20 protein-coding genes and 1 pseudogene are annotated in these 24,970 nt (G+C 42.5%); 6 read left to right on the forward strand and 15 right to left on the reverse strand.

Features of this window, described 5'->3' with window-relative positions; all coding sequences use genetic code 11:
* Positions 1–71 precede the first annotated feature (71 nt).
* On the reverse strand, positions 72–200 hold the full coding sequence (locus tag AC5JL8_RS28960; RefSeq protein WP_495883160.1) for a hypothetical protein: 129 nt from the start codon (positions 198–200) through the stop codon (positions 72–74).
* Positions 201–276: 76 nt separating this feature from the next.
* On the opposite strand from AC5JL8_RS28960, the gene AC5JL8_RS28965 reads away from it, so the two are divergent.
* From AC5JL8_RS28965 to AC5JL8_RS28980, 4 genes and pseudogenes are all read left to right on the forward strand, one after another.
* The gene (locus AC5JL8_RS28965) at positions 277–1,476 is read left to right on the forward strand and encodes an FAD-dependent monooxygenase (RefSeq protein ID WP_495883136.1); all 1,200 of its coding nucleotides are present in this window, start codon (positions 277–279) and stop codon (positions 1,474–1,476) included.
* A gap of 42 nt (positions 1,477–1,518) precedes the next feature.
* Complete coding sequence (locus AC5JL8_RS28970; RefSeq protein WP_495883137.1) at positions 1,519–1,722, forward strand: hypothetical protein; 204 nt, start codon at positions 1,519–1,521, stop codon at positions 1,720–1,722.
* 483 nt (positions 1,723–2,205) lie between these two features.
* Positions 2,206–2,583, forward strand: a complete 378-nt coding sequence (locus AC5JL8_RS28975; protein ID WP_495883138.1) for a DUF433 domain-containing protein — start codon at positions 2,206–2,208, stop codon at positions 2,581–2,583.
* A pseudogene (locus AC5JL8_RS28980) lies at positions 2,580–2,973 on the forward strand (DUF5615 family PIN-like protein). The gene AC5JL8_RS28975 and the pseudogene AC5JL8_RS28980 overlap by 4 nt, the downstream one beginning before the upstream one ends.
* 125 nt (positions 2,974–3,098) lie before the next feature.
* On the opposite strand, the gene AC5JL8_RS28985 reads toward AC5JL8_RS28980, so the two are convergent.
* The 7 genes from AC5JL8_RS28985 to AC5JL8_RS29015 form a co-directional block, all read right to left on the reverse strand.
* Positions 3,099–3,707, reverse strand: coding sequence for an HMA2 domain-containing protein (locus AC5JL8_RS28985; protein ID WP_495883139.1), 609 nt, complete (start codon positions 3,705–3,707; stop codon positions 3,099–3,101).
* Positions 3,708–3,875: 168 nt separating this feature from the next.
* The gene (locus AC5JL8_RS28990) at positions 3,876–4,184 is read right to left on the reverse strand and encodes a DUF5132 domain-containing protein (protein WP_495883140.1); all 309 of its coding nucleotides are present in this window, start codon (positions 4,182–4,184) and stop codon (positions 3,876–3,878) included.
* Positions 4,185–4,257: 73 nt separating this feature from the next.
* A complete protein-coding gene (locus AC5JL8_RS28995; protein ID WP_495883141.1) occupies positions 4,258–6,528 on the reverse strand; it encodes a heavy metal translocating P-type ATPase in 2,271 nt (756 codons plus the stop codon).
* A 105-nt stretch (positions 6,529–6,633) separates the two neighbouring features.
* Positions 6,634–7,392, reverse strand: a complete 759-nt coding sequence (locus tag AC5JL8_RS29000; protein WP_495883142.1) for an HMA2 domain-containing protein — start codon at positions 7,390–7,392, stop codon at positions 6,634–6,636.
* Positions 7,393–7,411: 19 nt separating this feature from the next.
* Complete coding sequence (locus AC5JL8_RS29005) at positions 7,412–8,629, reverse strand: HMA2 domain-containing protein (protein ID WP_495883143.1); 1,218 nt, start codon at positions 8,627–8,629, stop codon at positions 7,412–7,414.
* Between the two features lie 94 nt (positions 8,630–8,723).
* On the reverse strand, positions 8,724–9,257 hold the full coding sequence (gene def, locus AC5JL8_RS29010) for a peptide deformylase (protein WP_495883144.1): 534 nt from the start codon (positions 9,255–9,257) through the stop codon (positions 8,724–8,726).
* A gap of 327 nt (positions 9,258–9,584) precedes the next feature.
* Positions 9,585–10,862 (reverse strand): HhoA/HhoB/HtrA family serine endopeptidase, encoded by a 1,278-nt coding sequence (locus AC5JL8_RS29015; RefSeq protein WP_495883145.1) that lies wholly within the window; start codon positions 10,860–10,862, stop codon positions 9,585–9,587.
* A 169-nt stretch (positions 10,863–11,031) separates the two neighbouring features.
* On the opposite strand from AC5JL8_RS29015, the gene dnaA reads away from it, so the two are divergent.
* On the forward strand, positions 11,032–12,414 hold the full coding sequence (dnaA, locus tag AC5JL8_RS29020; protein WP_495883146.1) for a chromosomal replication initiator protein DnaA: 1,383 nt from the start codon (positions 11,032–11,034) through the stop codon (positions 12,412–12,414).
* Between the two features lie 464 nt (positions 12,415–12,878).
* Positions 12,879–14,042, forward strand: coding sequence for a DNA polymerase III subunit beta (dnaN, locus tag AC5JL8_RS29025; RefSeq protein ID WP_495883147.1), 1,164 nt, complete (start codon positions 12,879–12,881; stop codon positions 14,040–14,042).
* A gap of 126 nt (positions 14,043–14,168) precedes the next feature.
* Here the strand turns inward: dnaN and AC5JL8_RS29030 are convergent, their stop codons facing one another.
* The 7 genes from AC5JL8_RS29030 to AC5JL8_RS29060 form a co-directional block, all read right to left on the reverse strand.
* Positions 14,169–16,937: a GAF domain-containing sensor histidine kinase gene (locus AC5JL8_RS29030; RefSeq protein WP_495883148.1), complete on the reverse strand. Its 2,769-nt coding sequence runs from the start codon at positions 16,935–16,937 to the stop codon at positions 14,169–14,171.
* Positions 16,938–17,330: 393 nt separating this feature from the next.
* Positions 17,331–18,518, reverse strand: a complete 1,188-nt coding sequence (locus AC5JL8_RS29035; protein WP_495883149.1) for a TRC40/GET3/ArsA family transport-energizing ATPase — start codon at positions 18,516–18,518, stop codon at positions 17,331–17,333.
* Positions 18,519–18,563: 45 nt separating this feature from the next.
* Entirely contained in the window at positions 18,564–18,950 is a 387-nt protein-coding gene (locus AC5JL8_RS29040; RefSeq protein WP_495883150.1) for a C6orf136 family protein, read from the reverse strand.
* A 54-nt stretch (positions 18,951–19,004) separates the two neighbouring features.
* Positions 19,005–19,574, reverse strand: a complete 570-nt coding sequence (locus AC5JL8_RS29045; RefSeq protein ID WP_495883151.1) for a hypothetical protein — start codon at positions 19,572–19,574, stop codon at positions 19,005–19,007.
* Positions 19,575–19,769: 195 nt separating this feature from the next.
* Complete coding sequence (locus tag AC5JL8_RS29050; RefSeq protein WP_495883152.1) at positions 19,770–20,693, reverse strand: phosphodiester glycosidase family protein; 924 nt, start codon at positions 20,691–20,693, stop codon at positions 19,770–19,772.
* A 106-nt stretch (positions 20,694–20,799) separates the two neighbouring features.
* On the reverse strand, positions 20,800–22,047 hold the full coding sequence (locus AC5JL8_RS29055; RefSeq protein ID WP_495883153.1) for a DUF4912 domain-containing protein: 1,248 nt from the start codon (positions 22,045–22,047) through the stop codon (positions 20,800–20,802).
* A 539-nt stretch (positions 22,048–22,586) separates the two neighbouring features.
* Entirely contained in the window at positions 22,587–24,941 is a 2,355-nt protein-coding gene (locus AC5JL8_RS29060) for an IMS domain-containing protein (protein ID WP_495883154.1), read from the reverse strand.
* Positions 24,942–24,970 lie beyond the last annotated feature (29 nt).

Below are 24,970 nucleotides of genomic sequence, written 5' to 3' on the forward strand. Positions count from 1 at the left end.
TACTGCGTCTTTAAGTTTACTAGATTTGTAATCTACTCAATTGAAAACTGCTGTAATCACCCAAATTTTTGTCAAACGTTGTTTGTGGGCTTGATACACTCAGCTACTCTCCGTAAGCCAAATACATAAGGTAGCGAATTAAACGAAACTGGATTTTGAAAAAACAGACAATAGTTAGAGGTAATTGCAAAATCATGAATGAAGCAAACCCTGGAATATGACCAGAACTGCTGTCAGGGTTGTTATTCTAAAATTATCAACTTCAGTAAAAAAGTGATGACTCAAGTTGTAATTGTTGGGGCTGGCCCGACTGGTGCAACACTTGCACTTCTGTTTGTCAAACGTGGTATCGCGGTGAAGCTGATTGAAGCATCTCGTAACTTCCGTCGAGTTTTTCGCGGTGAAGGGTTGATGCCTAGCGGGTTAGATGCTCTTGAACAAATGGGATTATTGCCCATGTTAGAACGCATTCCCCATCGCGCCTTGGATGCTTGGCAGTTTTTAATCGACAACCGCTTACTGTTTCGAGTTGATGAACCAATTGAAATTGGTGGCAAGCCCACGACTCTTGTTTCACAGCCAGCTCTACTCCAAGCACTGATTGCAGAAGCAAGCACTTATTCCAATTTTGAGTTGATACAAAGTGTGCCTGTACAGGATTTGCTGTGGAGTGAGAAACGGGTGAGGGGTGTGAAACTAGGTGATGAGCGTTCTATTGATGCCGCTTTAGTCATTGGGGCAGATGGCCGTAATTCCATTGTTCGGCAGCGTGCAAATTTACCTTTGGAACATCATTCTAAAACTTTCGACGTTTTATGGTTCAAATTGACAAATAGTCCAAATTTTGAGTTTGAGAATGTATTTTATTCGATTCTTCATCGTAGTCATGCATTTGGTTTATTTCAAGGAGCAGAAGGTAATCTCCAATTGGGCTGGTCGCTTCATGAGGGTTCCTCCACTGATTGGAAGCAAGTCGATTGGCCAAAAATGCTGGCGTCAGTATCACCGCCTTGGCTAGCAGAACATTTCCGGCAAAATGCACAAACCATTGAGCGACCTGTGTTGTTGTCAGTTGTAGTCGGGCACTGTCCGCGCTGGTACGTACCGGGTTTATTGCTCTTAGGCGATGCTGCTCATCCCATGTCGCCTATCCGCGCCCAAGGTATCAATATGGCTTTACGTGATGTGATTGTTGCAGCTAACTATCTGGTTCCGGTATTACGCTCCAACTTAGGGCATACGAATATTGATGCAATGTTGCCGCAGATTCAAGCACAGCGACTGCCAGAGATTGTTCGTGTGCAGCAACTACAAAGTCAAGAAGCGGCTCAGGCTGAACTACTCGGTAAAAGCGCACTACTGCGATTAGTAGTCAGTAAGCTAGCTCCTCTGCTTCGTCAGCCTCTTCGACAGTCTTGGCTGAAACGACAGATACAGTTGCGCCAAGGAGTAAAGCCTGTACAGTTAACTGTTTAAGCAGAGATCACGTGGGACTGACGCTACCCTTTGGGTATATTAATGCTTAGACTGCCAGAGATTGTTCGTGTGCAGCAACTACAAAGTCAAGAAGCGGCTCAGGCTGAACTACTCGGTAAAAGCGCACTACTGCGATTAGTAGTCAGTAAGCTAGCTCCTCTGCTTCGTCAGCCTCTTCGACAGTCTTGGCTGAAACGACAGATACAGTTGCGCCAAGGAGTAAAGCCTGTACAGTTAACTGTTTAAGCAGAGATCACGTGGGACTGACGCTACCCTTTGGGTATATTAATGCTTAATTGCTGCGGCAACACATTTTGCATGAATTTAATAAACTAGATTTCAATGGTGCAGAGTAGAGCATATACTCTGATCTGTAGGAGCCAGCCTAAGTAAGAAAGTAAGAAAGTAAGAAAGCCAGTTAAGAAACGGTTTCAAACTAAAGGCTATCAATCGTTTGTAGTAAAGGTTTAGCGTTGCCAATGCTTCGCAAGAATAGTGTACAGCATTGGTGACTGAAAGCATTGATATAGCTGGGCTTAACAACCATTAGTAAGAAATTCTACGGTATGGTTTCTTACTTTGGCTTTGATTAGAGCGTTTTGACCATCTACTTGCAGTAGGAGCGATCGCTGATGACTATTACTAAACCACAGTGCTACAGGATGAGCAGTTGCTCATCATGCTTTTTGTGCAGGGTAACATAGAGTCAGTTTTCCAGGAGCTAAAGGTATGACTCTGGCATCGAATGGACAAACAGCCATCATTCGTACAGAACGGGGGCTGGCGATCGCAGGAACTCGCATCACGCTCTATGATGTAATGGATTTTCTCAAAGCTCAGTATCCACCTAAATTAATTCGTGACAAATTTAATCTTACAGATGAACAAATTAATGCTGCTCTGTCTTACATCAAAGCAAATTCTACTCAGGTAGAAGCTGAATATCAGGAAGTGTTGCAAACTAGAGAAGAAATTCGCCAGTATTGGGAAGAGCGTAACCGCGAACATTTAGCCCGTATTGCGACAATACCACATAAACCTGGCCAAGAAACTCTCTGGGCAAAGCTTGAGGAGCAAAAAGCCAAACACGCTTCACACAAGCCATGACCTTCTTGGTAGATTCCAATCTTGATGGATATGCGCTGATTTTCCTGGGAATTTTGGCAAAGGGCGGTTGGCTTGAGTTGATCGCTGTCGATTTCGTAACCTTTAGGGAAGCTGGTTTATCAATGGATAGTAGCGACCGGATTGTTTGGAATTATGCTCAAGCCAACCAAATGATGATCCTTACAGCAAATCGAAACATGAAAGGTGAAGACTCTTTAGAACAAGCCATCCGGGAGGAAAACAGCACTGATTCATTTCCTGTAGTTACAATTGCTGATCTTGAACGCCTGGATGAGTGTCGACTATCGAGAGCGATGTGTTGAGCGCTTGATCGAGATTATTCTAGACATTGACAACTATATCGGAGTTGGTCGGTTGTTCATTCCTTGAAGCTTGGCAATACTTATTAGTTATCCGATATCTGCATTAACTGGTTGCGATCGCCCGTATATGCCTCAATGCAAACTTCGTTTGCATTGCCCCAAGCGCAGCCTAGGGGAGCGCAATACTTGCGCTCAGGCATAGGGCGCGTCTTGCGATCGCCTATAATCGCTGTTGGCTTGTGGTTGTTTCGCGTTGTTCAATTTAATAAAGCTATCGAAGGCATACCACGCCATAACATACCAAGGAATCGTTTCAAATTGCAGACCTTTCGCAAGCAATTGCCTCACAGCCAGGATACTCAGTCCTAAGGGAAACATAAAGCGCAGATCGACAACACCGTTTGTTGTTTGTTGAACTCGTTTGTTTAAGTCAACAACTGCACTTGAAACACCCACTGCTGCCTCAGAGTTACTTTCAGTAATATCTGCAAAAATAATTCCTATATCTTGTAATGTTGCCAACAAATTTTTTAAACTGTCGGCTTGTCCATCGTGATTGATGAGAATACTACCATGAGCAATATTAGTTTTGACCTGGCTAATGTTAGGTTGTGCTTCTAGTAAATTGGCAATTTGTTGCATTTTCCCAGAAGAGCGATCGCGCGGTGCAACTCTCAACCTTAGCCGCCCTGGAGTATCACTAACTATTTTTGTAGATATTGGTTTATGTAAGGTTTTTAAGGTTGCTTGTTCCATAGTTTTCGGCATATAGGTGAGATTGCCATGATTATTTGTACTCACACAACTGCCCTCCTTCTTCGGATTTTGGATTTATAATTTGGAACCACAGATAAACACCGATGCATACAGATATTTATCTGTGGTTGCATACAACTATTGATGAGATGGGTATTTAGCCCATCTCAAGGTTCAGACGAGGTTTATCTTGCTGATGAGAAACTGACAGATTTACACACCATTATCTGGAGTGTTGTCGCCAGTAGTGTGGGCAGCTTCAAATGCTGGGGTTTCTCTGTCTTCGGCAATTTCTGCCCGTGCTTCGGCTACCATGTCTTCCCAAGTTTCTCCCAGTTCGGCAAAGGCTCCTTTGCTTTTTTCAAAGGCAACAAGTCCGCCTTTGATCAATGTCTTAGCTAATGGTTTACCAATTCCTGCGACAACAGGAAGTAGGACAGGTGCTAGCAGTACCGCTCCAATTCCGGCTATAATTCCGGGAGCGCCTGCATCTTCAACAAAATCAGTGATTTTAGGTGCCATAGTTAAATTACCTCCAGTAAATTTGGAAACTTGTAAGAAAGCCCTTTACCGTAAACAAATAGCAGTCTTGACTTCATCTTGCCGCCGGTAGAGTTTTGTGGGGCGAATGTTTCAGAATTGGGCGTAAACCGTTTACGCCAGCCACTACGGTGGAACCGTTGTTGACTACTGTTGCCGCTAGGGGGTTAAGACCAAAGAAAACGGCTATTATTAATGCTCCTAAGTTAGGAATGGCAACAATACCTGTGTTTTGCCGAATCAATTGCTGGGCTTTGCGAGCGATCGCGAGCGCTTCTAATAAACCATACAAATCATTCTGCATCAACACTACGTCTGCTGTCTCGCGGGCAATCTCCGAACCATTGGCGAAGGACACGGAAACATCAGCATAAGCTAAGGCTGGCGAATCATTGATGCCGTCGCCTACAAATGCAACTGTCTTGCCTTGTTCGTGTAACCTACGAACAACTACGGCTTTTTGTTCTGGGAAAGCTTCTGCATGAGTATTTGCCGGGGAAATACCCAGATCCTCAGCAACAGCCTTAGCTGTTTGCTTGTTGTCTCCGGTGAGCATATGAACTTCTACACCTTCGACTGTCAACAACTGGGTAATTACTTCCCGACTTTCTTGGCGGAGAATATCACTATATTTAATTCTACCTAGAAGTTGTCCATTGCTAGCTACATAAATCATTGAACCTGACTGCTTGAGATGCCCATTTTGCTCTGTCATCTCAATGCCTTGCTGACGCAAAAAGCGATCGCTACCTACGTAAACAGTCTCGCCATCAATCTTGGCTTGTACTCCTAAACCGAGTTGATATTCCCACTTTTCACGGTCAGGAATTGTCACTTGTTTGGCTTCGGCATAGCGAATGATGGCCTCGGCTACTGGGTGTGTCAGACGTTGTTCTGCGGCTGCTGCTAGTTCTAGTACCCGCATGGTTGATACTGCCGGATTGAGGCTTTCAACATCAACAACAGTCACTTCCCCTCTAGTCAGGGTTCCTGTCTTATCAAATACAATTGTGTCAACTGCTGCTAGTTGTTCTAATGCCCGTCCACTGCGGATCAGAATGCCATGACGTGCAGCATAAGTCAGTGCTGCTAAAACTGTCGTTGGCACGGATACCCGAATTCCTGTAGCAAAGTCTAGAGTTAACACACTGGCCGCGCGTATTGGGTTCCGGGTTGCGGCAAATACTGCTCCCCCAAGTAGCAAAGTTGGCACAACTGCTCTTTCGGCAATTTTCGTCGCATAGTTTTCCATGCGGGTATCGTGGACAGGCGCTTCTTGCATTAATTTAATACTCTGTCCAGCGCGGGTATCATTGCCTATCCATTCTGCCTGGATATAAATTCGTCCTTCACGCACTAAGGTAGAAGCAAATACGGCTTGTCCTTTTCTTTTTAAGACTGGCATCGACTCACCAGTGAGTTTCTGCTCATCGAGTAATGCTTTACCCCGCAGAATAGTGCCATCAACTGGAACTTGTTCGCCAGGATAAACAATAACTGTATCACCTCGCAGCACTTCTTGAATGGCAATCTGTTGCTTTTCGCCATTGCGTTCTACCCAGACAAACTGTCCCAGAGAACTGAGTAAATCTAGGGTTTGGAGTTTGGAAGAACGAGCAGTGCGATCGCGGATGTTCTCGCCAACTTCAATTAAACTCAGCATCAACGATGGCGTGAGAAAATGACCTTGGACGGTGGTAATAGCGATCGCCATCAAATCCAAAAAGTCAATTGTCAGTTTTCGCTGGGTTGTAATCCCTACAAATGCTCTTTGAAAAACGGGTAATGTAGCTAGGGCGATTGTTCCCGCCACTATGAGTGGCGGAATTGGTAATCCTAACGGCCCCCCCAGCACCGCTAAACTAGTAGCAATAGTAGAAAGTTGTAATCCAGGCCAAGAGTTTTCTGTCTCAGTTGACGCTTGGGAAGTGGATGATTTATTTGCAACTGTCAAAACGATTGTGGAATCGCTAGCAGCCACGATCATATAAATTAAATGCGATCGAATCTCGGACTCTAAGATTTGGCTGGATTGATAAGTTACAACTAGCGACGCCGCCGCCGGCTTGATCCTGACACTTGTGATCAGGGGATCTGCTTCCAGCAAGGCTTGGAGACGCTGAGTATAGTTTGCGTCATGGCGTAACCGAGGCACACGAAACCGCACCCTACCGCGAATTACATGAACAATGCTGTAGGACACTTTGGGAAGCTGGGTGTGGATGTGTCCTTTTTTGTTAGCGGGAACTTTGCCATTATACTTGCTGAAAGTCTCTGGCAGTATTTGAGTAGGAGGCGATGCTAATTGAACTGTTGATTTTCCCATTCCTTTCCTCTCATACAGATAGATGAAACTTGATAACTTTGGCTCAAGAGAGCAAAATAGCCCCCAATCTAATGAGATTGGTTCGCTAATGGCTATTTGGATGTGTTAAATTCTGCTGGTTGCGTGCTTGTTTGTGATTGTGCGATCGCCCGTATACTGCCAAGCCTGTTCTTCTAGAACAGGCTTCCTCAAAGCTTTGTTTTGAGGCAACCGCAAGGAGTGCGGTTGGGCAGTAGGGCGCGCTACGCGATCGCTGGCAGATTGAATCAGACTCTCTAAATGAGATAGCGCTGCTTGTAAGACGCTTTGCATTCGCTTGTGGGAATCTTTAAGGATTCCAGTTTTATAGGTGATCACAATTGATGCTGCATCCCGATTGACTCGCTCACTTGTCACTGCTGGATCTTCTTGGAGTAAGCTTTCCAAGCGTTGGACGTATTTGGGATCTGAAGCTATTTGAGGTACGCGAAACCTGACTCTTCCTGGAATGGCATGAGCAATGCTATAAGCTACTTTTGTTGGATGTTGCTCAGTCGTTTGAACGGTGACAGGCTGAGGCTTTATAACTGCTGCATTGCTGGCAGATTCAATTAGATTAGCCAAATGCGATCGCATTTCCACATCTGACATCTCCCCAGGCTGATAGGTAATGAGAAGAGATCCCGCATTCCTATTAACTTGATGAGTGATGATTCCACGTTCCTCTTGCAGCAATGCTAACAAGCGTTGGCTGTATTTTCGATCTATGGAAATTCTGGGCACGCAAAACCCTACTTGTCCGGGAAGCGCATAGGTAATGCTATAAAATTCCCTAGAAGTTTCTTGGTTGGGATGCGATCCCAGTAGTGATCCTGAACCTTCCATTGTCTACCTCCAGTCTTTCTTATTCAAAAACTGTCTGTAAAGGAAAGTTCGCCATAAACGCTAAAGAGAAAGATAGCGCTGGAGGCTTCATGGCAGCCCATAGACTATTGTTCTCTGAAGTTTTTCCCTCAGGTATTGTTGCGGCTATGGGTTCAGTTGGTTGGCTAACTTCTTCTGGAGGCGTTTGCTGTTCTATCGTCTGGATGGGATTGGTAGGTGGGTTCGTCTGCAAAGCCAATTCCATCAAACTCACCCAATGGGATATGCTGATCTCCACAGGCTGATAGGCGATTGCGCTCCGCGCAGTGCCGTAGGCAATCGCGATCGATGCTGCTTGATAATTCAAACGCACATTTGTCACTTGGGGATCAGTTTTCAATAATCTCTCTAGTCGCCGCGCATAGGCGCGATCGTGCGCGAGTTGAGGTACATGAAACCTGATGCGTCCGGGTATTGCATGGACGACGCTATAGACGATTTTTCCCAATGATGTAGCGCTGTCGCTATTGTCAACAACTGCTGATAATTCAGTTTCGGGGCTTGTATTACTTTTGATTACAGATTTGCGATCCCCATTTGTTAAATGACCTTCTGGGGATTTTGTGGCAGAATCTGTCTGAGAATCTTTACTCGTTTCTGATGCTGTACCTTGAGGTTCAAAACGGTCAATTACCCAACGAGTTGCATTTGCCGTAATCATGTAGACTGGAATCGACGGCAAACCGCTGATCCCCAATCCGCCTGTTACTGCCAACCCTGTCATCAAGGGAATAAACGAAATCGTCTGTTCTTTCCAAAAATCAAGGGATTTCCAATCAGCAAAAATATCTGTGTTGCTGGCTGAGTCTGAATCAGCAGAAATCTGGCGAATGCCAAATTGTGCCAGTATTTCCAATACCTGGGGCAATGACAACTGATTTTGATCAAAGTTAATCACCAAACTGCCTGTTTGCTGATTGGCGACAACTTCCTTCACCCCATTCTGCTGCCGTAAGTATTGGGATATAGCCTTGAGACTTTCGCTAGAACTATTCTCATTAGTGCGGATTCGCACGCGCCCTGTGGTAGCATGAACAATTCGCAGTTCATTTAGTGGTAGTTGCACTTGGTGGGAAACTGTTGTGCTGGTGTGATTGTGCCCTTTGATTTCATCGCTGAGGCGTTGAGCAGAAATTAAGTCAGGAGGTTTGTGCGGCTGCGGACTTAACCTGTTGCGACTACTAATAGTATTGGTCATTTACCCGATAATTGAACCAATCCGAAGGTTAACATTAGGTTAAATATAACCTGAACCATTGGTATCAAGTCTCATTCTTCGGAGCTATATTAGGTTAAGTATTGTTAAGTATTCGCTGTTGGTATTCCTGCTCTGTAATCATGTCGTAGGTGCTTTCCAGACGATCTACAAACACGATGCCATCGAGATGGTCATATTCGTGTTGAAAAATACGAGCGATAAAATCTGTTAATTCTTGCTGTTGCATTTTACCATTGCGGTCAGTATATTCAACTGCGATCGCCTGATACCTGGGAACTAAACCTCTAATTCCAGGAACACTCAAACAACCTTCCCAACCTTTAACAACTTCGGTGGAATGAGCAATGATTTTGGGATTGATCATCGCGGTAGGTTCCATTTGTGGGGCGTTGGGATACCTGGGATTAGGGCGGGAAGCCACAATAAATAAACGATAAGATTCTGCTATTTGAGGCGCAGCAATTCCCACACCGTTAGCCTGTGCAACTGTTGCTATTAAATCATCAATTAATTTTTGAATACTCTGCTCTTGAATATCTTCAATTAAACTCGCTTTTTGGCGCAGTCTAGGATTACCTAGTTGAATGATTGGAACTAATTCAGCCATAAAATAAACTCCTTTAATAAATCAAAAATAATCAATTTTCAATAGTTATGAGATAGGTTGCGAAAATCTAGGTTTTTATTTTATAAACCACAGAGAGACACAGATAATTAATCGGTATTTATCCATGTTCATCTGTGGTTCCATTTTCATAAATTCATTGCAAGGAATTTATTTGTCAGTAGGCAACGATGGTTAATTACATACTATCTCAATTTGCAATTGTGATGTGAATTATACCAATTTGAAAAAAGAATGCGACAGATGGATTCGCACCAAGCCAAACACAGAAAGCAATTCCCAATCCAAAATCTAAAATCCAAAATGGTATTAGCTTTCTCGCCGCACTGGTAAAGGTGCGGGTGTGACTGCTAATTGAGAAATTTGCCCATTGCGTTCCACTTGCATTTGTAAAGGATTACCAATTTTGCTATTTTCTACTAACTTTTGTACTTCTTCAATTTTGCTAACAGGCTGATTGTTAATGCTACGAATTACATCGCCCGTTCTTAGCCCACCTACAGATGCTGGCGAGCGAGGTATGACATTAACCAACAGAACTCCCTCATCTGTTGTAAGATTAACGCGATCGCCTAATTCCTTATTGATTCTTTCTTTAATTTCCGGTGTTAACGTCACCATTTGAACGCCCAAATAAGGATGATCAACCTTACCGTTAGTAATTAATTCTTGGGCTATTCTTTGTACAGTATTGATGGGAATTGCAAATCCTAACCCTTGAGCGCCGCGGATAATGGCTGTGTTCATCCCAATTACTTCGCCACGAATATTCAACAGTGGGCCGCCAGAGTTACCAGGGTTGATTGCGGCATCAGTTTGAATATAATCAACACGCTTATCGCTCGCACCAATGTCGCTGCTAGAACGACCTGTCGCACTGATAATTCCCGAAGTGACAGTATTATTTAAACCTAATGGATTGCCAATCGCAATTACTGCTTCTCCTGGCTGCAAAGCATCGGAGTTACCTACAGACAAGATTGGCAAGTTATTGGCATCAATTTTAATCATAGCAACATCTGTTACCGGGTCTTCTCCCAAAACTTTGCCGTTAAAAGACCGACCATCTTTTACTGTAACGGTAACAGTGTCAGCACCGTCTACCACATGAGAATTGGTCAAAATTTGGCCAGAGGAGCTAATGATAAATCCGGAACCACTACCCCGCTCTACCCGTTGTCTAGGCTGTGATGGTATTCTATCTCCGAAAAACCTTCTAAAAAATGGATCTTCAAATTCTTCCGGTGTCTGAGAAGATACGGTTCTGGCAGAATCAATGCGAACTACAGCACCTCCTACCTTTTGTACCACTCCAACTACAAAGTTAGGATTGTCAGAGGATGAAAGAATTGGCGGTGGCAAAATTGCTCGATTGTTGTCAGTTGTGCTTTGGGCTGAAACTTGAGACTGAGCATCGCTTTTTTGCGTTTCCAAGCTTTTAGGAGGTAGAACAGAGCAGCCCCCAAGATACACCACTGCACTTACCTTGAGTAGCATCAACATCATGCTGCTTCTTCCCCATCTGTGGGGTAAATCTTTGGTATCAATATTTTGGGGTTGTTCGCTTATACGGTTTTTTATCTTCATGTGTCTTTGCTTATCCATGTTAGTCAGCGGGTGGTAGGATCGTGCCTACCGGGTATGCCCCAAAATGATTACAACTTAAAAGCTTGTTCCAGGTCTAGAGCATCTGAATGCTAAATTAGTGCTTGCTTATATCTTCTATTGTGACGATTAGCAGCAAAGGTGATAGATAATGGAAATTCCCATAGACAATCTGTGGAGTCAGGTACTAGAGCGCTTACAGCTAGAATTATCACGCCCTACTTTTGAAACTTGGATCAAAACTGCTAGTGCGGAGCGATTAGAAAATAATTGTTTGGTAATATGCACTCCTAACCCTTTTGCGCGTAATTGGTTACAAAAGTATTACATCAACACGATTGCTAATGTCGTGCAAGATATTCTTGGGCATTCTGTAGAAATTTACATTACCGTTGCCAAAGGTGATGAAGTTTCTCATTTTAGTGAAACAGAGGATTCTTGGGAATTGCCTGTCCAAAATAATATTTCTGAAAGTGGTACTAAAAATAGGCAAAAAAGTACTGAATTAAACTCTAAGTATGTGTTCTCACGATTTGTTGTAGGTGCCAACAGTCGTATGGCTCATGCTGCTTCACTGGCAGTTGCTGAATCTCCAGGTAGAGAGTTTAATCCTTTATTTTTATGTGGTGGTGTAGGTTTAGGTAAAACACACCTCATGCAGGCTATTGGTCATTATCGTTGGGAAATTTGTCCTGATTCTAAAATATTTTATGTTTCCACTGAGCAGTTTACTAATGATTTAATTACAGCTATTCGTAAGGATAGTATGCAAAGTTTTAGAGAGCATTATCGAGCTGCTGATGTATTGTTAGTAGATGATATTCAATTTCTTGAAGGTAAAGAGTACACGCAAGAAGAATTTTTTCATACTTTTAATACTTTACATGAAGCGGGAAAGCAAGTAGTCATTGCCTCTGACCGCCCTCCTAACCAGATTCCTCGGCTACAAGAACGCCTTTGTTCTCGTTTTTCTATGGGTTTAATTGCTGATATTCAACCCCCAGATTTAGAAACTAGAATGGCAATTCTTCAGAAAAAAGCTGAATACGAAAATATTCGGCTATCTCGTGATGTGATTGAGTATATCGCCTCTAATTACACTTCCAATATTCGGGAATTAGAAGGAGCTTTAATTCGGGCGCTCGCTTATATCTCCATTTGGGGTTTACCTATGACAGTGGAAAGTATTTCCCCGGTTTTAGAGACTCCAAGCGAGAAAGTAGCAGCTACTCCAGAGGTAATTTTAACTGTTGTTGCTGATACCCTGGATGTTTCCATAGAAGACCTGAAAGGCAACTCACGGCGGCGGGAAATTAGCTGGGCACGTCAAATTAGTATGTATCTAATGCGGCAACATACTGATTTGAGTTTGCCGAGAATTGGGGAAGAGTTTGGTGGTAAAGACCATACAACTGTGCTTTATAGTTGTGACAAAATTGCCCAACTCCGGGAAAACGATCGCACTTTAGCAAACACACTACGTCAACTGAGCGATCGCATCAACATGGCTAGCCGCTCTAAAAAATCAACTTGATAGTTAATTTTCTGTTTTCCACAGCCAGCCCGATTGTCGCTTATCTTGCTAGTTAAATACTCAATTAAGAATATTAAGTCAAGTATAAAAATTATTTAAAGTTTATTTGCCCTGTGGAAAAAAATTAATATTTGTGGAAAATTTTGTGGAAAACTGATGTTTGCTTAAGAAAAATTATATTAAGTATAATTACCCTGTGGAAAAAAAACCTAGTTTTTCCACAAGTTTTCCACAGTTATGAGCTTGTGAAACTATCTGGCACAAACATTGGCAGAAAGTTTTCCACAATTTCCACAGCCACTATTAGCTAACAAAAATATTTTTAAGTAGAACGCATGAAAATGGGGATTGGGCATTTCCAAGACAGTCTGACAGACAGCGAGTAATCGCTACACTAGATGTTCATAACTCCCCTATGTAACAACAAGAGTGCTACGATAATCACTCACAAGCTGAATCTGACCATGAAACTAGTTTGCGCTCAAAGCGATCTCAGTACAAACCTCTCACTCGTCAGCCGTGCTGTACCATCACGACCGACACATCCGGTACTTTCTAACGTGCTGCTACAAGCAGATGCCCAAACTAACCAGGTAAGCTTAACAGCCTTCGATCTCAGCTTGGGTATCCGCACCAGTTTTAACGCTGAGGTATGGCAAGGAGGAGCGATCGCTCTTCCCGCTAAACTACTTGTAGACATCACCTCTCGTCTTCCAGAAGGAGAAATTACTTTAGACGATGAATCAGCTCCACAAGGCGAAACCTCAACAGGAGAAGGTTTAACTGTTACACTTACACCCAAAAATGGGCATTATCAAGTGCGAGCCATGAGCGCTGAAGAATTCCCCGAACTACCCATAATTGAAAATGCCGAAACAATTCAGCTAACAGCCGCCGCATTGATTGAGGGTTTAAGAGGTTCATTATTTGCTACCAGTGGTGATGAAACTAAACAGGTGCTTACAGGAGTGCATTTAACAGTTAAACAAGACACCCTAGAATTTGCCGCTACCGATGGACATCGTTTAGCAGTCGTAGAAACTATTAACGAGCGTCCTTTGAGCAGCAGTAGTGAACTAGAAGTCACAGTACCCAACAAAGCCTTACGTGAGCTAGAGCGAATGTTAGCTCATCATTCCTTGTCGGATGAATCTGTAGCTTTATCTTTTGATCAAGGTCAAGTTATATTTGCATGGCAAAATCAACGATTGACTAGCCGCACTCTCGAAGGGCAATATCCTACTTATCGACAACTGATCCCACGCCAATTTGAGCGACAAGTAACACTTGATCGGCGACAATTCTTAAGCACTTTGGAGCGAATTGCTGTGCTAGCTGATCAAAAGAATAATATAGTGAAGCTCACCATTGACAGCGCTGCCCAGGAAATTACATTGTCTTGTGAAGCTCAAGAAATGGGTAGCGGTAGAGAGTCAATATCTGCCCAAATATCTGGACAAGATATAGAAATTGCATTTAATGTTAAGTATTTGATGGAAGGATTGAAAGCTCTACCAGCTTCAGAAATTCAAATGCATCTCAATCAAAACCTGACTCCAGTGATTTTTACACCACTGAGTGGTTTAAAGATGACATATTTAGCTATGCCCGTGCAGCTAAGAAATTAGGTGTTGCTGTAAAAATTCTTAAGCTCATCCCACCCCTAAAAGGAGTGGGATTTCGCGGGCATAGGGAAAAGGGCATACGACTGCTTCACCGCACTGGCTCCCCTACATATACTTCTTAATTACGAATTACGAATTATGATAAATGTCTTGTCTAATCGGAATTTCAATCCAAAATTCTGTGCCTAAACCTGGCTGCGAATCACACTTAAAGACTCCACCATGTTTATCAACCACAATTTTGTAACTAATTGATAACCCTAAGCCAGTACCTTTCCCCACTGGCTTAGTGGTGAAAAAGGGATCGCATATTCTTGCCCTTAAAGCTTCTGGTATTCCTGGGCCATTGTCCACAATGCGAATCACGACACTCTCAACATTGTCCCTTATCTCTCCCACTGCGGTATGAATAGTAATTGTACTGCTATAAGTTTCTGATTGAGGCTCTTTGTAATCCTCTAGAGCATCGATCGCATTACTCAACACATTCATAAACACCTGATTCAGTTGTCCGGCATAGCATTCTACTAAAGGAAGCTCGCCATAATCCTTTACTAGTTTGATCGCAGGACTTTCTGGTTTTGCTTTCAAGCGATGTTGCAAAATCAGCAGGGTGTTATCAATGCCCTCGTGAATATTCACAGCTTTCATTTCAGCTTCATCGAGGCGAGAGAAATTCCTTAAACCCAAGACAATCTGACGGATGCGATCAATCCCTACTTTCATAGAAGATAGGGTTTTGGGCAAATCCCCAATCAGAAATTCTAAGTCTATCTCTTCTGCACGCTCTCGAATCTCAGGGCTAGGACTGACAAAATGTTGCTTATAAAGAGCCAGCATCTCAAGTAAATCCTCAGTATAGTCACTAACATGAGCGAGATTACCGTAAATAAAGTTGACTGGGTTATTAATTTCATGGGCAATACCCGCCACTAGTTGACCTAATGAGGACATTTTCTCAGTCTGGATTAGTTGGGTTTGGGTTTCTTGTAAATCATGCAAAGCTTGAGTTAACTTTTGTGTCTGCTGCTGAGTTTTTGTGAGTAAGTCAGCTTGTTGGAGTGCTACACCAAGTTGAGCAGCTATCTGACTAATAAAGTTAACTTCCGAAGCTTTCCATTGACGGGGGCCAGAATGTTGATAAGTTGTTAGCAAACCCCAAAGTTGCTGCCCAACAAAAATAGGAGCAAGTACAAAAGCGTGAATATGATACTCTTCTAAATTGTCGATATGACACTGAGTGAATCCCATTTTGTAGATGTCATCTACTGCAAATGTTTCATTGTGGCGGTAACGTCCTCCTTGGGTGTCTTGTAAGTAAGTGTCATTCCAGACTAAGCTAATTCCCAGTTTGGTATCATTTGACCAGTGTGGACTAGCAACCTCAAAATCACCAACAAATTGACCACCCCATTCAGAATCAAAGCGATAAATAGAAACACGATCAGCTTTAATTAACTGACAAACTTCTTTGGTAGTTATTTGAAAAATAGTATTAGTATCAAGCGACTCACGGATTTTGGCAATCACGCCAAACACGGCTTGTTGTTGTTCAGCTGTTCGTCGCAGTTCAACTGTGCGCCTGTGGATTTGCTTTTCTAAACTATTATTGAAGGCTTGTACCTGTTGATATAGTTCATACTGCTGAATTGCTGAGGCAAAGTGTTTACCAATTTCTCTGGCCATTTCTACCTCTTCCGCTGTCCATTGCTGGACTTGTGCCGTTTTGGTTTCGCGCCATACCTCAAACGATAAACGAGGATAAAGTTGCCTTTGATCGGGATCAAATTGACCAGCCCACAGAGTTTCTGTGTCTATTTCATTACGGAAAATACTGAAGTAGCCCACTAACTGTTGGCGATACTGAAGCGGGATCATCAAAATGCTGCGAATTTTAGTTCCTTGAAAAGCGATTTGTACAGTTCGCAGGCTAGGAGTTTGATATATGTCTGAAATTGCCCAAACATCGTATTCACCAGACTTGTAGTGTTCCTGCCAGACGTTATACTGCTCTATTAGAGGATATATAGTTTGTTCTGGCAGCACAGGTTGCTGCCCACAGGTATAAAGCTTAATACAATCGCTTCCTGGTATTAAACATTCTGCTAAACTACTAACCTTACCATTCTGGAGATTCAAAGCTTCATTTCTGATGCAAAGCCTACCGCCAGAACCCCCAAAGGCAGCTACAGCCGCTTCTACTGCTGGTTGTAGTACAATTGTGGGCAATGAATGTAGTAGAGTCGCAATGCGGTTAATGATGGCTTCTCGTTCAGCTTTTTCGCGGGCTTGGGTGAGGAGGTAACTTTGGGCGATCGCTACTGATAATTGATCCACCACCATCTGTACCGCTTCTAGTTCTGATTCTGAAACCAAATGAGTTTCGGAGTTATGAGACACCAATAGCCCCCAAAGTTCATCTTGATGCAAAATCGGCGCTACTAAAGATGACTTGACTCCCATCGCTGTCAGGTATTCCACATGGCAGGGGTCTACAGGACGATAATGGATTTCTTCTGATATCAGTTCTCCTGTTTCCAAGCCACGTAAAGGACTGTGACCTATCTGCTGTGTTTCAATATTGACAACAGAACGGACGCGAGACTTAATAAATAGTTCACGGGCGTGGGGTGGAATGTCATCTGCAGGAAAATTTAGCCCTAAAAGTGATGGTAAGCGATTCTCATGAATTGACTCAGCAATGACCTGACCACTGCGATCGCCATGAAATTTATAAATCATCACTCGGTCAGTTCCCAGTAAGGAACGCGCCTCCGTCGTTGTCGTTGTGATAATATCTTCCAACTCCAAGGTGCGACGGATACGATTTGTAATACGGCGTAATAAACTTTCTTGATCAAGACTTAGCCGTAAGTCTGATTTAGCGATCGGAATCATTAGTTTGTAGTGATATGAATTTTTATTTCGGAACGCAACAAAATTTAAAAAACTTGTCAAATCTCTTACTATATATAAAAAGATTATTAAATTTAATTGTGATGATTGTCTTCAGTAAAAATACTGGCAAGTGCTAGCCTTTAATTTTTATTTACTTTGATATAAATTTTCTATAAATTTAGTAAATTAGGGAACTGAATGTGGCTAGGCTATCTTATTACAATAAAAACTGAAATTTATCTGCACTTAATACAAACTTTTATTAATTTTTTCCGGACGTATTTACTTGAGCTTGGTAGTCATCGAGATCATACAAAAAATTACAGGCGCGAATAAAATCACGCCTGTACAAGCAAAAAAACTAGATTATTTCTACTTACTTTTTTAGCAAAATTAAACTCCTAGATTGTCAGCAAAGCGGATTTTCAGATAATCTCCATCCATCTTTGCTCCTGCGGGTTGGAGTGCTGCTAGGGCTTGTGGTAATACTAAATTACGGCGGTGGTTGCCAATAGTAATGTTTAATTCATCCCCAGTTTTATTCAGTTGAATTTGGTTCTTAGGGATACCTGGCAGATAAAGTTCCAAGCTGTATTGGTTCTTATCTTGCACAACCCTAATGGTTGTTTCTTTATAATAAACTTGAGTGGGATCTTCATCTTTGTAGAGTGTTTCTTTTAGCCTTTCTAAAGCTGCTAATCCACACATTTCCTCAGAGAAAAGTGGAACTTCCTTCACAGGTAGAGGGTGGAAATCGTCATGAATTTCTTGACGATATTGCTGTTGATTTTCTTTCCAACGTTGAAAAAATGGATCTTGTACTTCAGCGGGAATAATGCGATTAGCTACTACTAAATCTGTTGCAACATTATATAAACTCAAATAGGCATGAGCGCGAAGAGACTCTTTAATTACCATCTTTTCGGGATTAGTAACGAGGCGCACTGAGGTTTGAGTATTATCGGTCAAAACTTTTTCTAGTGCTTCAATTTGTTCATAAAATTCGTAAGGAGCATCCATCACTTCTTTGTCTGGTAGCGAAAAACCTGCGATTGGTCTAAAAATAGGCTCAACTAAAGGTCGAAGTGCTACTGAGATGTTTTGAAATGGTTTGTAGAAACGGCGCATATACCAACCACCAACTTCAGGTAAACTCAGCAGTCGCAATGCTGTGCCTGTGGGAGCAGAATCGATGATCAATACATCAAAATCACCTTCATCATAATGGCGTTTCATTCTTACCAAGCCAAAAATCTCATCCATGCCTGGCAGGATTGCTAATTCTTCTGCTTGTACTCCTTCTAAACCCCTCGCTTGTAAAACTTGGGTAATGTAGCGCTTAACAGAACCCCAGTTTCCTTCTAATTCTTGTAGCGCATCTAGTTCTGCACCCCACAAATTTGAGCGAATCTGTCGAGGTGCGTGTCCCAGTTCCAGGTCAAAACTATCCGCCAGAGAGTGAGCCGGATCTGTACTCAACACAAGGGTACGATAGCCTAATTCTGCACAACGCAGACCCGTGGCGGCGGCTACGGAGGTTTTACCTACGCCGCCTTTACCTGTCATTAAAATTACACGCATGGATAATTTTTTCCTGCTGAGAATTATTTACAATTATTTACATTATCAGTTGTTTAAAGGCAATAAATGCTGCTTTAACACGTCTAAGCGGGAACAGTGCCAATAATCAATGTGGGAAACAATTAAATTATCAGAATTGAGGCGTAATTCACTCCAACCAGAAATAGAGATCCGTGGTTTCCAAGGTAGGGGAGTATTCCAGCTGAGTGTCCACTCGCTTTTAATTGTGTCTCCTAAAGATTGAATGTCATGCAAGTCCATTTGAGGATTTAAAAACCAAGTCTGGATGAATTTAATCATCTGCTGATAGCGTTTAACACCACGAAATTTATTTAGCGGATCTTGAAAATAAACATCTGAAGCGTAAATACTGTAAGTTTGATTAACTGGAAATCTTTGATAGTCCTGTTTGAGGATTTGAATTATGTCCATAGCAACCGAAATGCTTGCCACCATTCAGAAAAATAATTTTAAATTTTGAATTGTCTATGCTTTGATCTCATCCCACAAGCGTTCTAATTGAATCCGCCATAAACCTAGTACTTGTTCCCGTGCTTGTGGGGTTTGCTCGATTTCTCCCAACAATCCTTCTGTATAAAAGCGTTCCAAGTTCTGCATTGTGGATTGAAGAGATTGTCCTTGCCGTTTTGCTGCTGCGATGATTTGTCGGATGCGGCTTTCAATTTGTCTATTGAAGACATCATTTAAACCTGCATCATATAGAGATACCAGTCGGGCGATCGCACTAGATAAGTCTATACTCACTAAGGTGCTTGTATTATGCTGAAATACGCCCCATACCACCCCTTCATACAAAGCGTAGCGTACTTCCTGAGTGTCATCAAAGTTGGCTTCTAAAAATTGCTCTAAAAACGGTTGGGCAGCTTCTATTGGCACAATCGGCAGTAAAATTCGCAACCAACTATAATCTTCCGAAAGCAACACCAACAGTCGAAAACTAGAAGTTTCTACTTGCCACGATCCAGATGCGATCGCAGCAACATCTGCTGTACCAAATATTTCTGTCAGTGTACCCGCAATTTCTTCAGGTGTCATAGGTTCTTGTTAGCTACACCCTCTAGGGTAACGTTTTACGGTTCAGAATTTGGAGGGATCACACTCATCGTTAGATTACTGACACAACTATCCAAAAGAAGGATGACAAATTTATACTTTAGCCTCTAAATCACAGTACTGTTTTTGGCGGTAGCAATAACAATTACCTTCGCAACACAGTAATATTTAATTATTTTATTTTTTATAAATCAAAAATACTGAACCAATGACTCCAGGATTCTCTACATAAATTCTATTGTTGTAATATAATCCTGGAGACATACCGCCATCAAATAACATTCCTTCTTGAATATTACCTAAGCAATGATTGCGAGCGATGCCTTCTAAAACATCATCAAATTTGTCTGGAAGTAATTCTTGATTGAGTTGAGAAAATTCAATATCTGAATTAGCTTTAGAATCATTCACTAGCAAAATTACGTAGCCTTTATCAGTGATAGCTACCAGAGAGCGATTAGTAGCATCTTTGCAGGCAAATTCTCCCAAATCAGAACAAATATTTTTAAACTTACCGCCACGATAAAATCTCCCATTACCTCCTACTAGATTGTAATTAAGAACTACATCCTTTCTCCTACCAGCCTGGATAGTAGCTTTTCTATCCTTCGGTTGACCTCCTGAGATTCCGAAGGAGGAACGCTTATTTTTAAAAGCTCCTGAATACTCTACTCCACGAGAAATGTTTAAGCCTTGTGGTTTATTATCAGTGTCTATATAGTCGGCATTAATTGCTGCTAGCGGTACTTGTCCGTTTAATTTTGAATTATCATCATTAATGATTTCTCGAAATTGTTTTGGCACGTATTCTTTACGCAATTTACCTTGGTTATCTTTTAAATAAAGCTTATGAGATAAACCAACATTTACCTTAAAGTCTAGTTCTGCTGATTTAGGATTAAAAATTATCACATGATTAATACCTCTTGCATATTTTTTACCTTCATTGTTGGTTTTTAAGAACTCAATACTGAATTTAGGATTTTTGCTAATACAAGAAGTTTTCGATGGTTCTTGCGCTGAATTAGGCTCAATATTTTTACAAGCTGTTAATAAGTTGACAATGACTATAAAGATAGATAAAAAAATTAATTTTGGCATATATTAAATATTCTTGATGAGTTCTTGCAAGCAAAAACCCGCTACAGAATTACTATAGCGGGTAAAAAATTTATATTTCAATCTGGAGTTAATTCAAAATCCGAAATTAAGAGAGCCACTCTAAAACGGCATCTTCTTTGGTGTTGGTATTCCGGGATGGAGTTTCACGGTTGAATTTCATGTGAATTGAGCGGGTTTGCTCACCATCAGCAGCAACCGCCAAAATTGGGTAGTCAATTAAACCATCTTGGAATGACATTTGAAAGCGGAATGTACCATCTGGATTCAGTTTAATCGGACGACCACCAATAGTTACGGTAGCATCTGGTTCAGTTGCACCGTAGACAATCAACTCAGCATCAGCAATTAACCAGAATTTGCGTGGACGTACTGGTACAGCAGAAGCTGAGAAGCCAACACCTGACATTCCTACACCAGACATGGTTAAACCAGAGGTGGTGGGAACTGCCCACATACCTACACCAGATGGGAAAATGTAGGAGCTGATAGCTTGTTCGGGGCTGACTGAACCTGGTACTTGCTGCATGGAGCCGAACAGAGAACCTGCAACTCTTTGCGCTTCGGCAGATTCGGCTAAGCCAAAGATTTGGTCGTAAATGGGGTTACCGTTGCCATTGACAGATGTTGTTGCGATCTTCTTGGCGGGAGGAACCAATTCATAGACAGTCTTGCCACGCAAATCTTCTTCAAAATTGACAGTGACGAAGACATCTTCAATCCAGTCAGAAGGATAGACAGGAGGAATGTGTACTCGTGCGGAACGAGCTAAAACTAACCAGCGTCCATCAAAAGAACGGTAACCAATATCGATCACATAATCGCGATCGCTTACTGGAACAGGTAGATACCATTCTCTTGCCAGTTCATCAGCAGGATATTCTTGGAGGTTGTGGGGGCTTTGGTAATCGAGATCAATGTCGGTAACATCGTAAATCCGCAGTGCCAGCTGTTGTCCGCCTTGCCGCCGTAAGTCTTCTTTATGCTCATTGGAAACATCCCAGTAAGTGTAAGCCCACTGAGGATCGCGTGGTAAAAGTACAATCCGGCTTTCACCGTAACCTGCGGGTAGATCGGCTAATCCTTCGTCAACATCAGCGAGAGAACCACCATTACGATCTACCTGACCTAATTCAAATTTTGCGGCTTCCACGGTTTCCTGTGCCTCCGGTGAACGAGATGGACTGAGCGAAAATTTGCTGCGCTGAACTTCTTGAATCGATGCTAATAGTTGCGATTTCCGCATTCGGCTATAGCGAGAGATGCCATATTCACTAGCAACCTTGCGTAGTTGCCGCAATGTCATTTCTTCTAGCGGCGGACGTTCTTTTGCCATTTATTTGGCCTCCAGTAGTTTGAAAGGTCAATGATTTCCCCTGGTTACAGAATGCTATGTATCATTTCATCCACTCCAGATGAATTTCTGATTCCTGGCTCCTGGCCTTGCCCAGTTTTGTTGTTTTTTAAACTGTTGTTAAATTGAGAGTCACTTCCTTTCAATTCCTTATTTATGCTCAAGACAGCATTTTTTGGGGATCGGAGGAGTCCTTGTTGTTAAGTAAATATTAACCAGTAACCCTCGCCAGGGATCAAGGGGCCTCAAGCCGTTTTTTCGCCTGTTTTACGTATTTATTAGTCTTTTGGGATCGCTTTGTCAGGGGATCATGACTTTTTCCTCTCGCTAACTGAGAGTAATGTCAAGGTTTGATGACAATTGCTTGGTTATGCCATTATCTAGCAGCGATCGCCTGCTAACACGTAGCAGTATAATCACTACCTTGACAACGGATTCAAGAAGATGCGATCGCTAATCTGGCAAAATCTCTATTCCCCAAAAATTAGGAAATAGAAAACTTCCTTGTATATAGGATTGAGTTAAAAGTTCAGAGTGATTTTATTAACAACTGACATACTCTGAATTCGCCACGTACCTTCTTGTCTCACCAAATTATACCGAACTCGCAAACTTTCCCTAGAAGAGTTCCTCATCTGGCCATTTTGATAGAACTGTGTCAGTTCCTTGACTGTGGCTTCCACAGCCGCCTGATCCGGGTCTAATTCAGTGGTATCTACAGATTCCACCTTCAGGCTATGTTCGTATTTCCGATAGCGGTTATCTGACCTATCCTGCTGGGCAATTTGCCGCCATTGGGTTAGAGATGAACCAGTTAAAATCTGCTGTAATTTATCAACATCATGATCGGGCCCTAAAGCAGCAGCTTTGGTAGATAACCAGATGCGAATGGTGTCCTCTGCTGCCTCAGTTGTTAAAGTTCCTTGGGATGATTGCGGTTTGCTGTTGGGATCGGGAATTGGTATTGGTGGTTGATTAATTTCCACGAACAACTGTTCGCCTGGTAAAGGTGGTGGCGAGAAGAATAAATTTCTCACCAATCCAAATGTTGTTGAGGCAATCAGCCAAAAAAGTAGTATTCCCAGCAAACAAGCCAGTAAAGTCAACGCTAGACGTGTTTTTCCTCGTAAGGTGTTGGCAAGATTCTGCCGCCGTGGAGGATGACGATGACGATTTTCCACTACACGTTCTCGGCTAGAAGGTTGGCTAGGCTTACGCCTTTTTCGCTGTTGAGTTTGACGTGTAGAAGCTTTAGCTGAACCATTCAAGTTCTGATTCGACCCTCTAGCTATGCGTTCGGCACTAGGAATTTGTCCCATCGGCATTTCTGGTGTTTTATTCTCACCAGACGCAGAACTAGGCGATGTATTCCATCTGGGCAGTGAGAAGTTCTTGGAAGATTCCGGTCTTTCTCGCCTTGGGGTTTCCGGCAAGTCTGGGTTAGGCGTTCTGCTGTGATGAATTTGGCGCGGAAACTCAGTGGAATTGTTGCGATCGTAGGTACTAATATTTGTTGGTGGAGTTGGTGGAGCAGAAAAAGGCTGGCGGTTAATTACAGCCCAGTCATTGGTTGTTTCTGCATCCGTTGGTAGGGATTCTAAATAAGCTTGTACTTGCGGTTGAGCGAAATAATTTTTTAGAGAAGCTTGCTGCTTTGTTAAATCTCGAAAATGGGGAAACACTTCATGTTGTAACCAGTGTTCTCCATATAAACACAGCCCAGGCAACAAATCTGGGGAATCTTGAGATTTTTCTCGAATAAAAGCTAGGGCTTCGTACTCCTGACTAAGTTCTAAAACACGGGTAGCTTCTTCAGTTTGCCCCAGTAAAAGCGCACATAACGATTGTTCTAAATGTACATCTTGGCGTTTACCTAAACGCATCAACATTTGCTTGGCTTGCCGAATTAAAGCCGGTTGCCGTTGCACAAATCCCCGCGCGATTAAGGCATAAACAGCTAAGTAAGTGGCAACAGCTGAAGGACGCTTGCTTTCTGCTTCAAACAACTTGTGTTGTTCTGCAACTGTTAGATGGTTACGTAATTGCTGGATAAATCGCAGAAAGTCATCGATGTTGAGTCCCGATTCATCGTTGGCATTACCATCAATTCCACCACGATCATCCAAGATGTTCTGCAATAATTCCAAGCCTTGGCGTCGTTCAGCAGCTTTGGCTTCTGGTAAAGCTAATAACTCTAGAATCCGATATGGTCGTAATTTATACAGATCAGCCTGAATTTCTGCCTGCACACTGGCAAATAGCCCTTCCCTAGATAATATTTCCAAACCAGTTTCTAAAGAATTCGCAGCATTTTCGTAGTGACCTTGCTGCCATTGTTCACGGCCTAGTTCTAAACAAGCTAGGGCAATGGTGAGGACAACATCTGGACGGTCAGAATCTTCGTCGGTTTCTTCATCAGTCCTGAGATTATCGCCTGTTTTGGCATCTGCTGCACCGTTTTTATTCACCAAGTATGGACGACCTAGTTTCAGCACGATTTCGTATTCACCGAGATCTTGCAGAATCAGTAAAGCACCTACTAATTCCTCTTGGGAAATTTCAATGCTAAGACTTTGGGCGTCAATCCCACCGTTGTTATTTTCTGAGCGATTTTCAACTGCTACGGTCGCAGAGCCAGTACGATCAGGGTCATATGCATGGGCAAGATACAGCTGATCATAACGGCTACGTTCTTTTGGATCTGATAAAACCACGTAAGCTTCTTCTATAAGTTGTTTGCGCGAAGAAATTGCTGCTTGAGAATACTCACGTCGCGGCAATTGTACAATGCGATCGCTGTATGCTTGCCGCAATTGTTCCTGGCTTGCCGCTAACGGTAGTCCTAAAATTCGGTAGTAATCTAGCGGAATTCGCACAGCCTACTTCCCCTGCACCGTGATCAACA

It is taken from the genome of Mojavia sp. (assembly GCF_059505145.1).

Bases quoted from the DNA above. Each gene is read 5' to 3' on its own strand.
- AC5JL8_RS28965 (WP_495883136.1), top strand. From the start codon at position 277: ATGACTCAAGTTGTAATTGTTGGGGCTGGCCCGACTGGTGCAACACTT.
- AC5JL8_RS28970 (WP_495883137.1), top strand. From the start codon at position 1,519: ATGCTTAGACTGCCAGAGATTGTTCGTGTGCAGCAACTACAAAGTCAA.
- AC5JL8_RS28975 (WP_495883138.1), top strand. From the start codon at position 2,206: ATGACTCTGGCATCGAATGGACAAACAGCCATCATTCGTACAGAACGG.
- AC5JL8_RS28990 (WP_495883140.1), bottom strand. From the start codon at position 4,184: ATGGCACCTAAAATCACTGATTTTGTTGAAGATGCAGGCGCTCCCGGA.
- AC5JL8_RS28995 (WP_495883141.1), bottom strand. From the start codon at position 6,528: ATGGGAAAATCAACAGTTCAATTAGCATCGCCTCCTACTCAAATACTG.
- AC5JL8_RS29000 (WP_495883142.1), bottom strand. From the start codon at position 7,392: ATGGAAGGTTCAGGATCACTACTGGGATCGCATCCCAACCAAGAAACT.
- AC5JL8_RS29005 (WP_495883143.1), bottom strand. From the start codon at position 8,629: ATGACCAATACTATTAGTAGTCGCAACAGGTTAAGTCCGCAGCCGCAC.
- def (WP_495883144.1), bottom strand. From the start codon at position 9,257: ATGGCTGAATTAGTTCCAATCATTCAACTAGGTAATCCTAGACTGCGC.
- AC5JL8_RS29015 (WP_495883145.1), bottom strand. From the start codon at position 10,862: ATGAAGATAAAAAACCGTATAAGCGAACAACCCCAAAATATTGATACC.
- dnaA (WP_495883146.1), top strand. From the start codon at position 11,032: ATGGAAATTCCCATAGACAATCTGTGGAGTCAGGTACTAGAGCGCTTA.
- dnaN (WP_495883147.1), top strand. From the start codon at position 12,879: ATGAAACTAGTTTGCGCTCAAAGCGATCTCAGTACAAACCTCTCACTC.
- AC5JL8_RS29030 (WP_495883148.1), bottom strand. From the start codon at position 16,937: ATGATTCCGATCGCTAAATCAGACTTACGGCTAAGTCTTGATCAAGAA.
- AC5JL8_RS29035 (WP_495883149.1), bottom strand. From the start codon at position 18,518: ATGCGTGTAATTTTAATGACAGGTAAAGGCGGCGTAGGTAAAACCTCC.
- AC5JL8_RS29040 (WP_495883150.1), bottom strand. From the start codon at position 18,950: ATGGACATAATTCAAATCCTCAAACAGGACTATCAAAGATTTCCAGTT.
- AC5JL8_RS29045 (WP_495883151.1), bottom strand. From the start codon at position 19,574: ATGACACCTGAAGAAATTGCGGGTACACTGACAGAAATATTTGGTACA.
- AC5JL8_RS29050 (WP_495883152.1), bottom strand. From the start codon at position 20,693: ATGCCAAAATTAATTTTTTTATCTATCTTTATAGTCATTGTCAACTTA.
- AC5JL8_RS29055 (WP_495883153.1), bottom strand. From the start codon at position 22,047: ATGGCAAAAGAACGTCCGCCGCTAGAAGAAATGACATTGCGGCAACTA.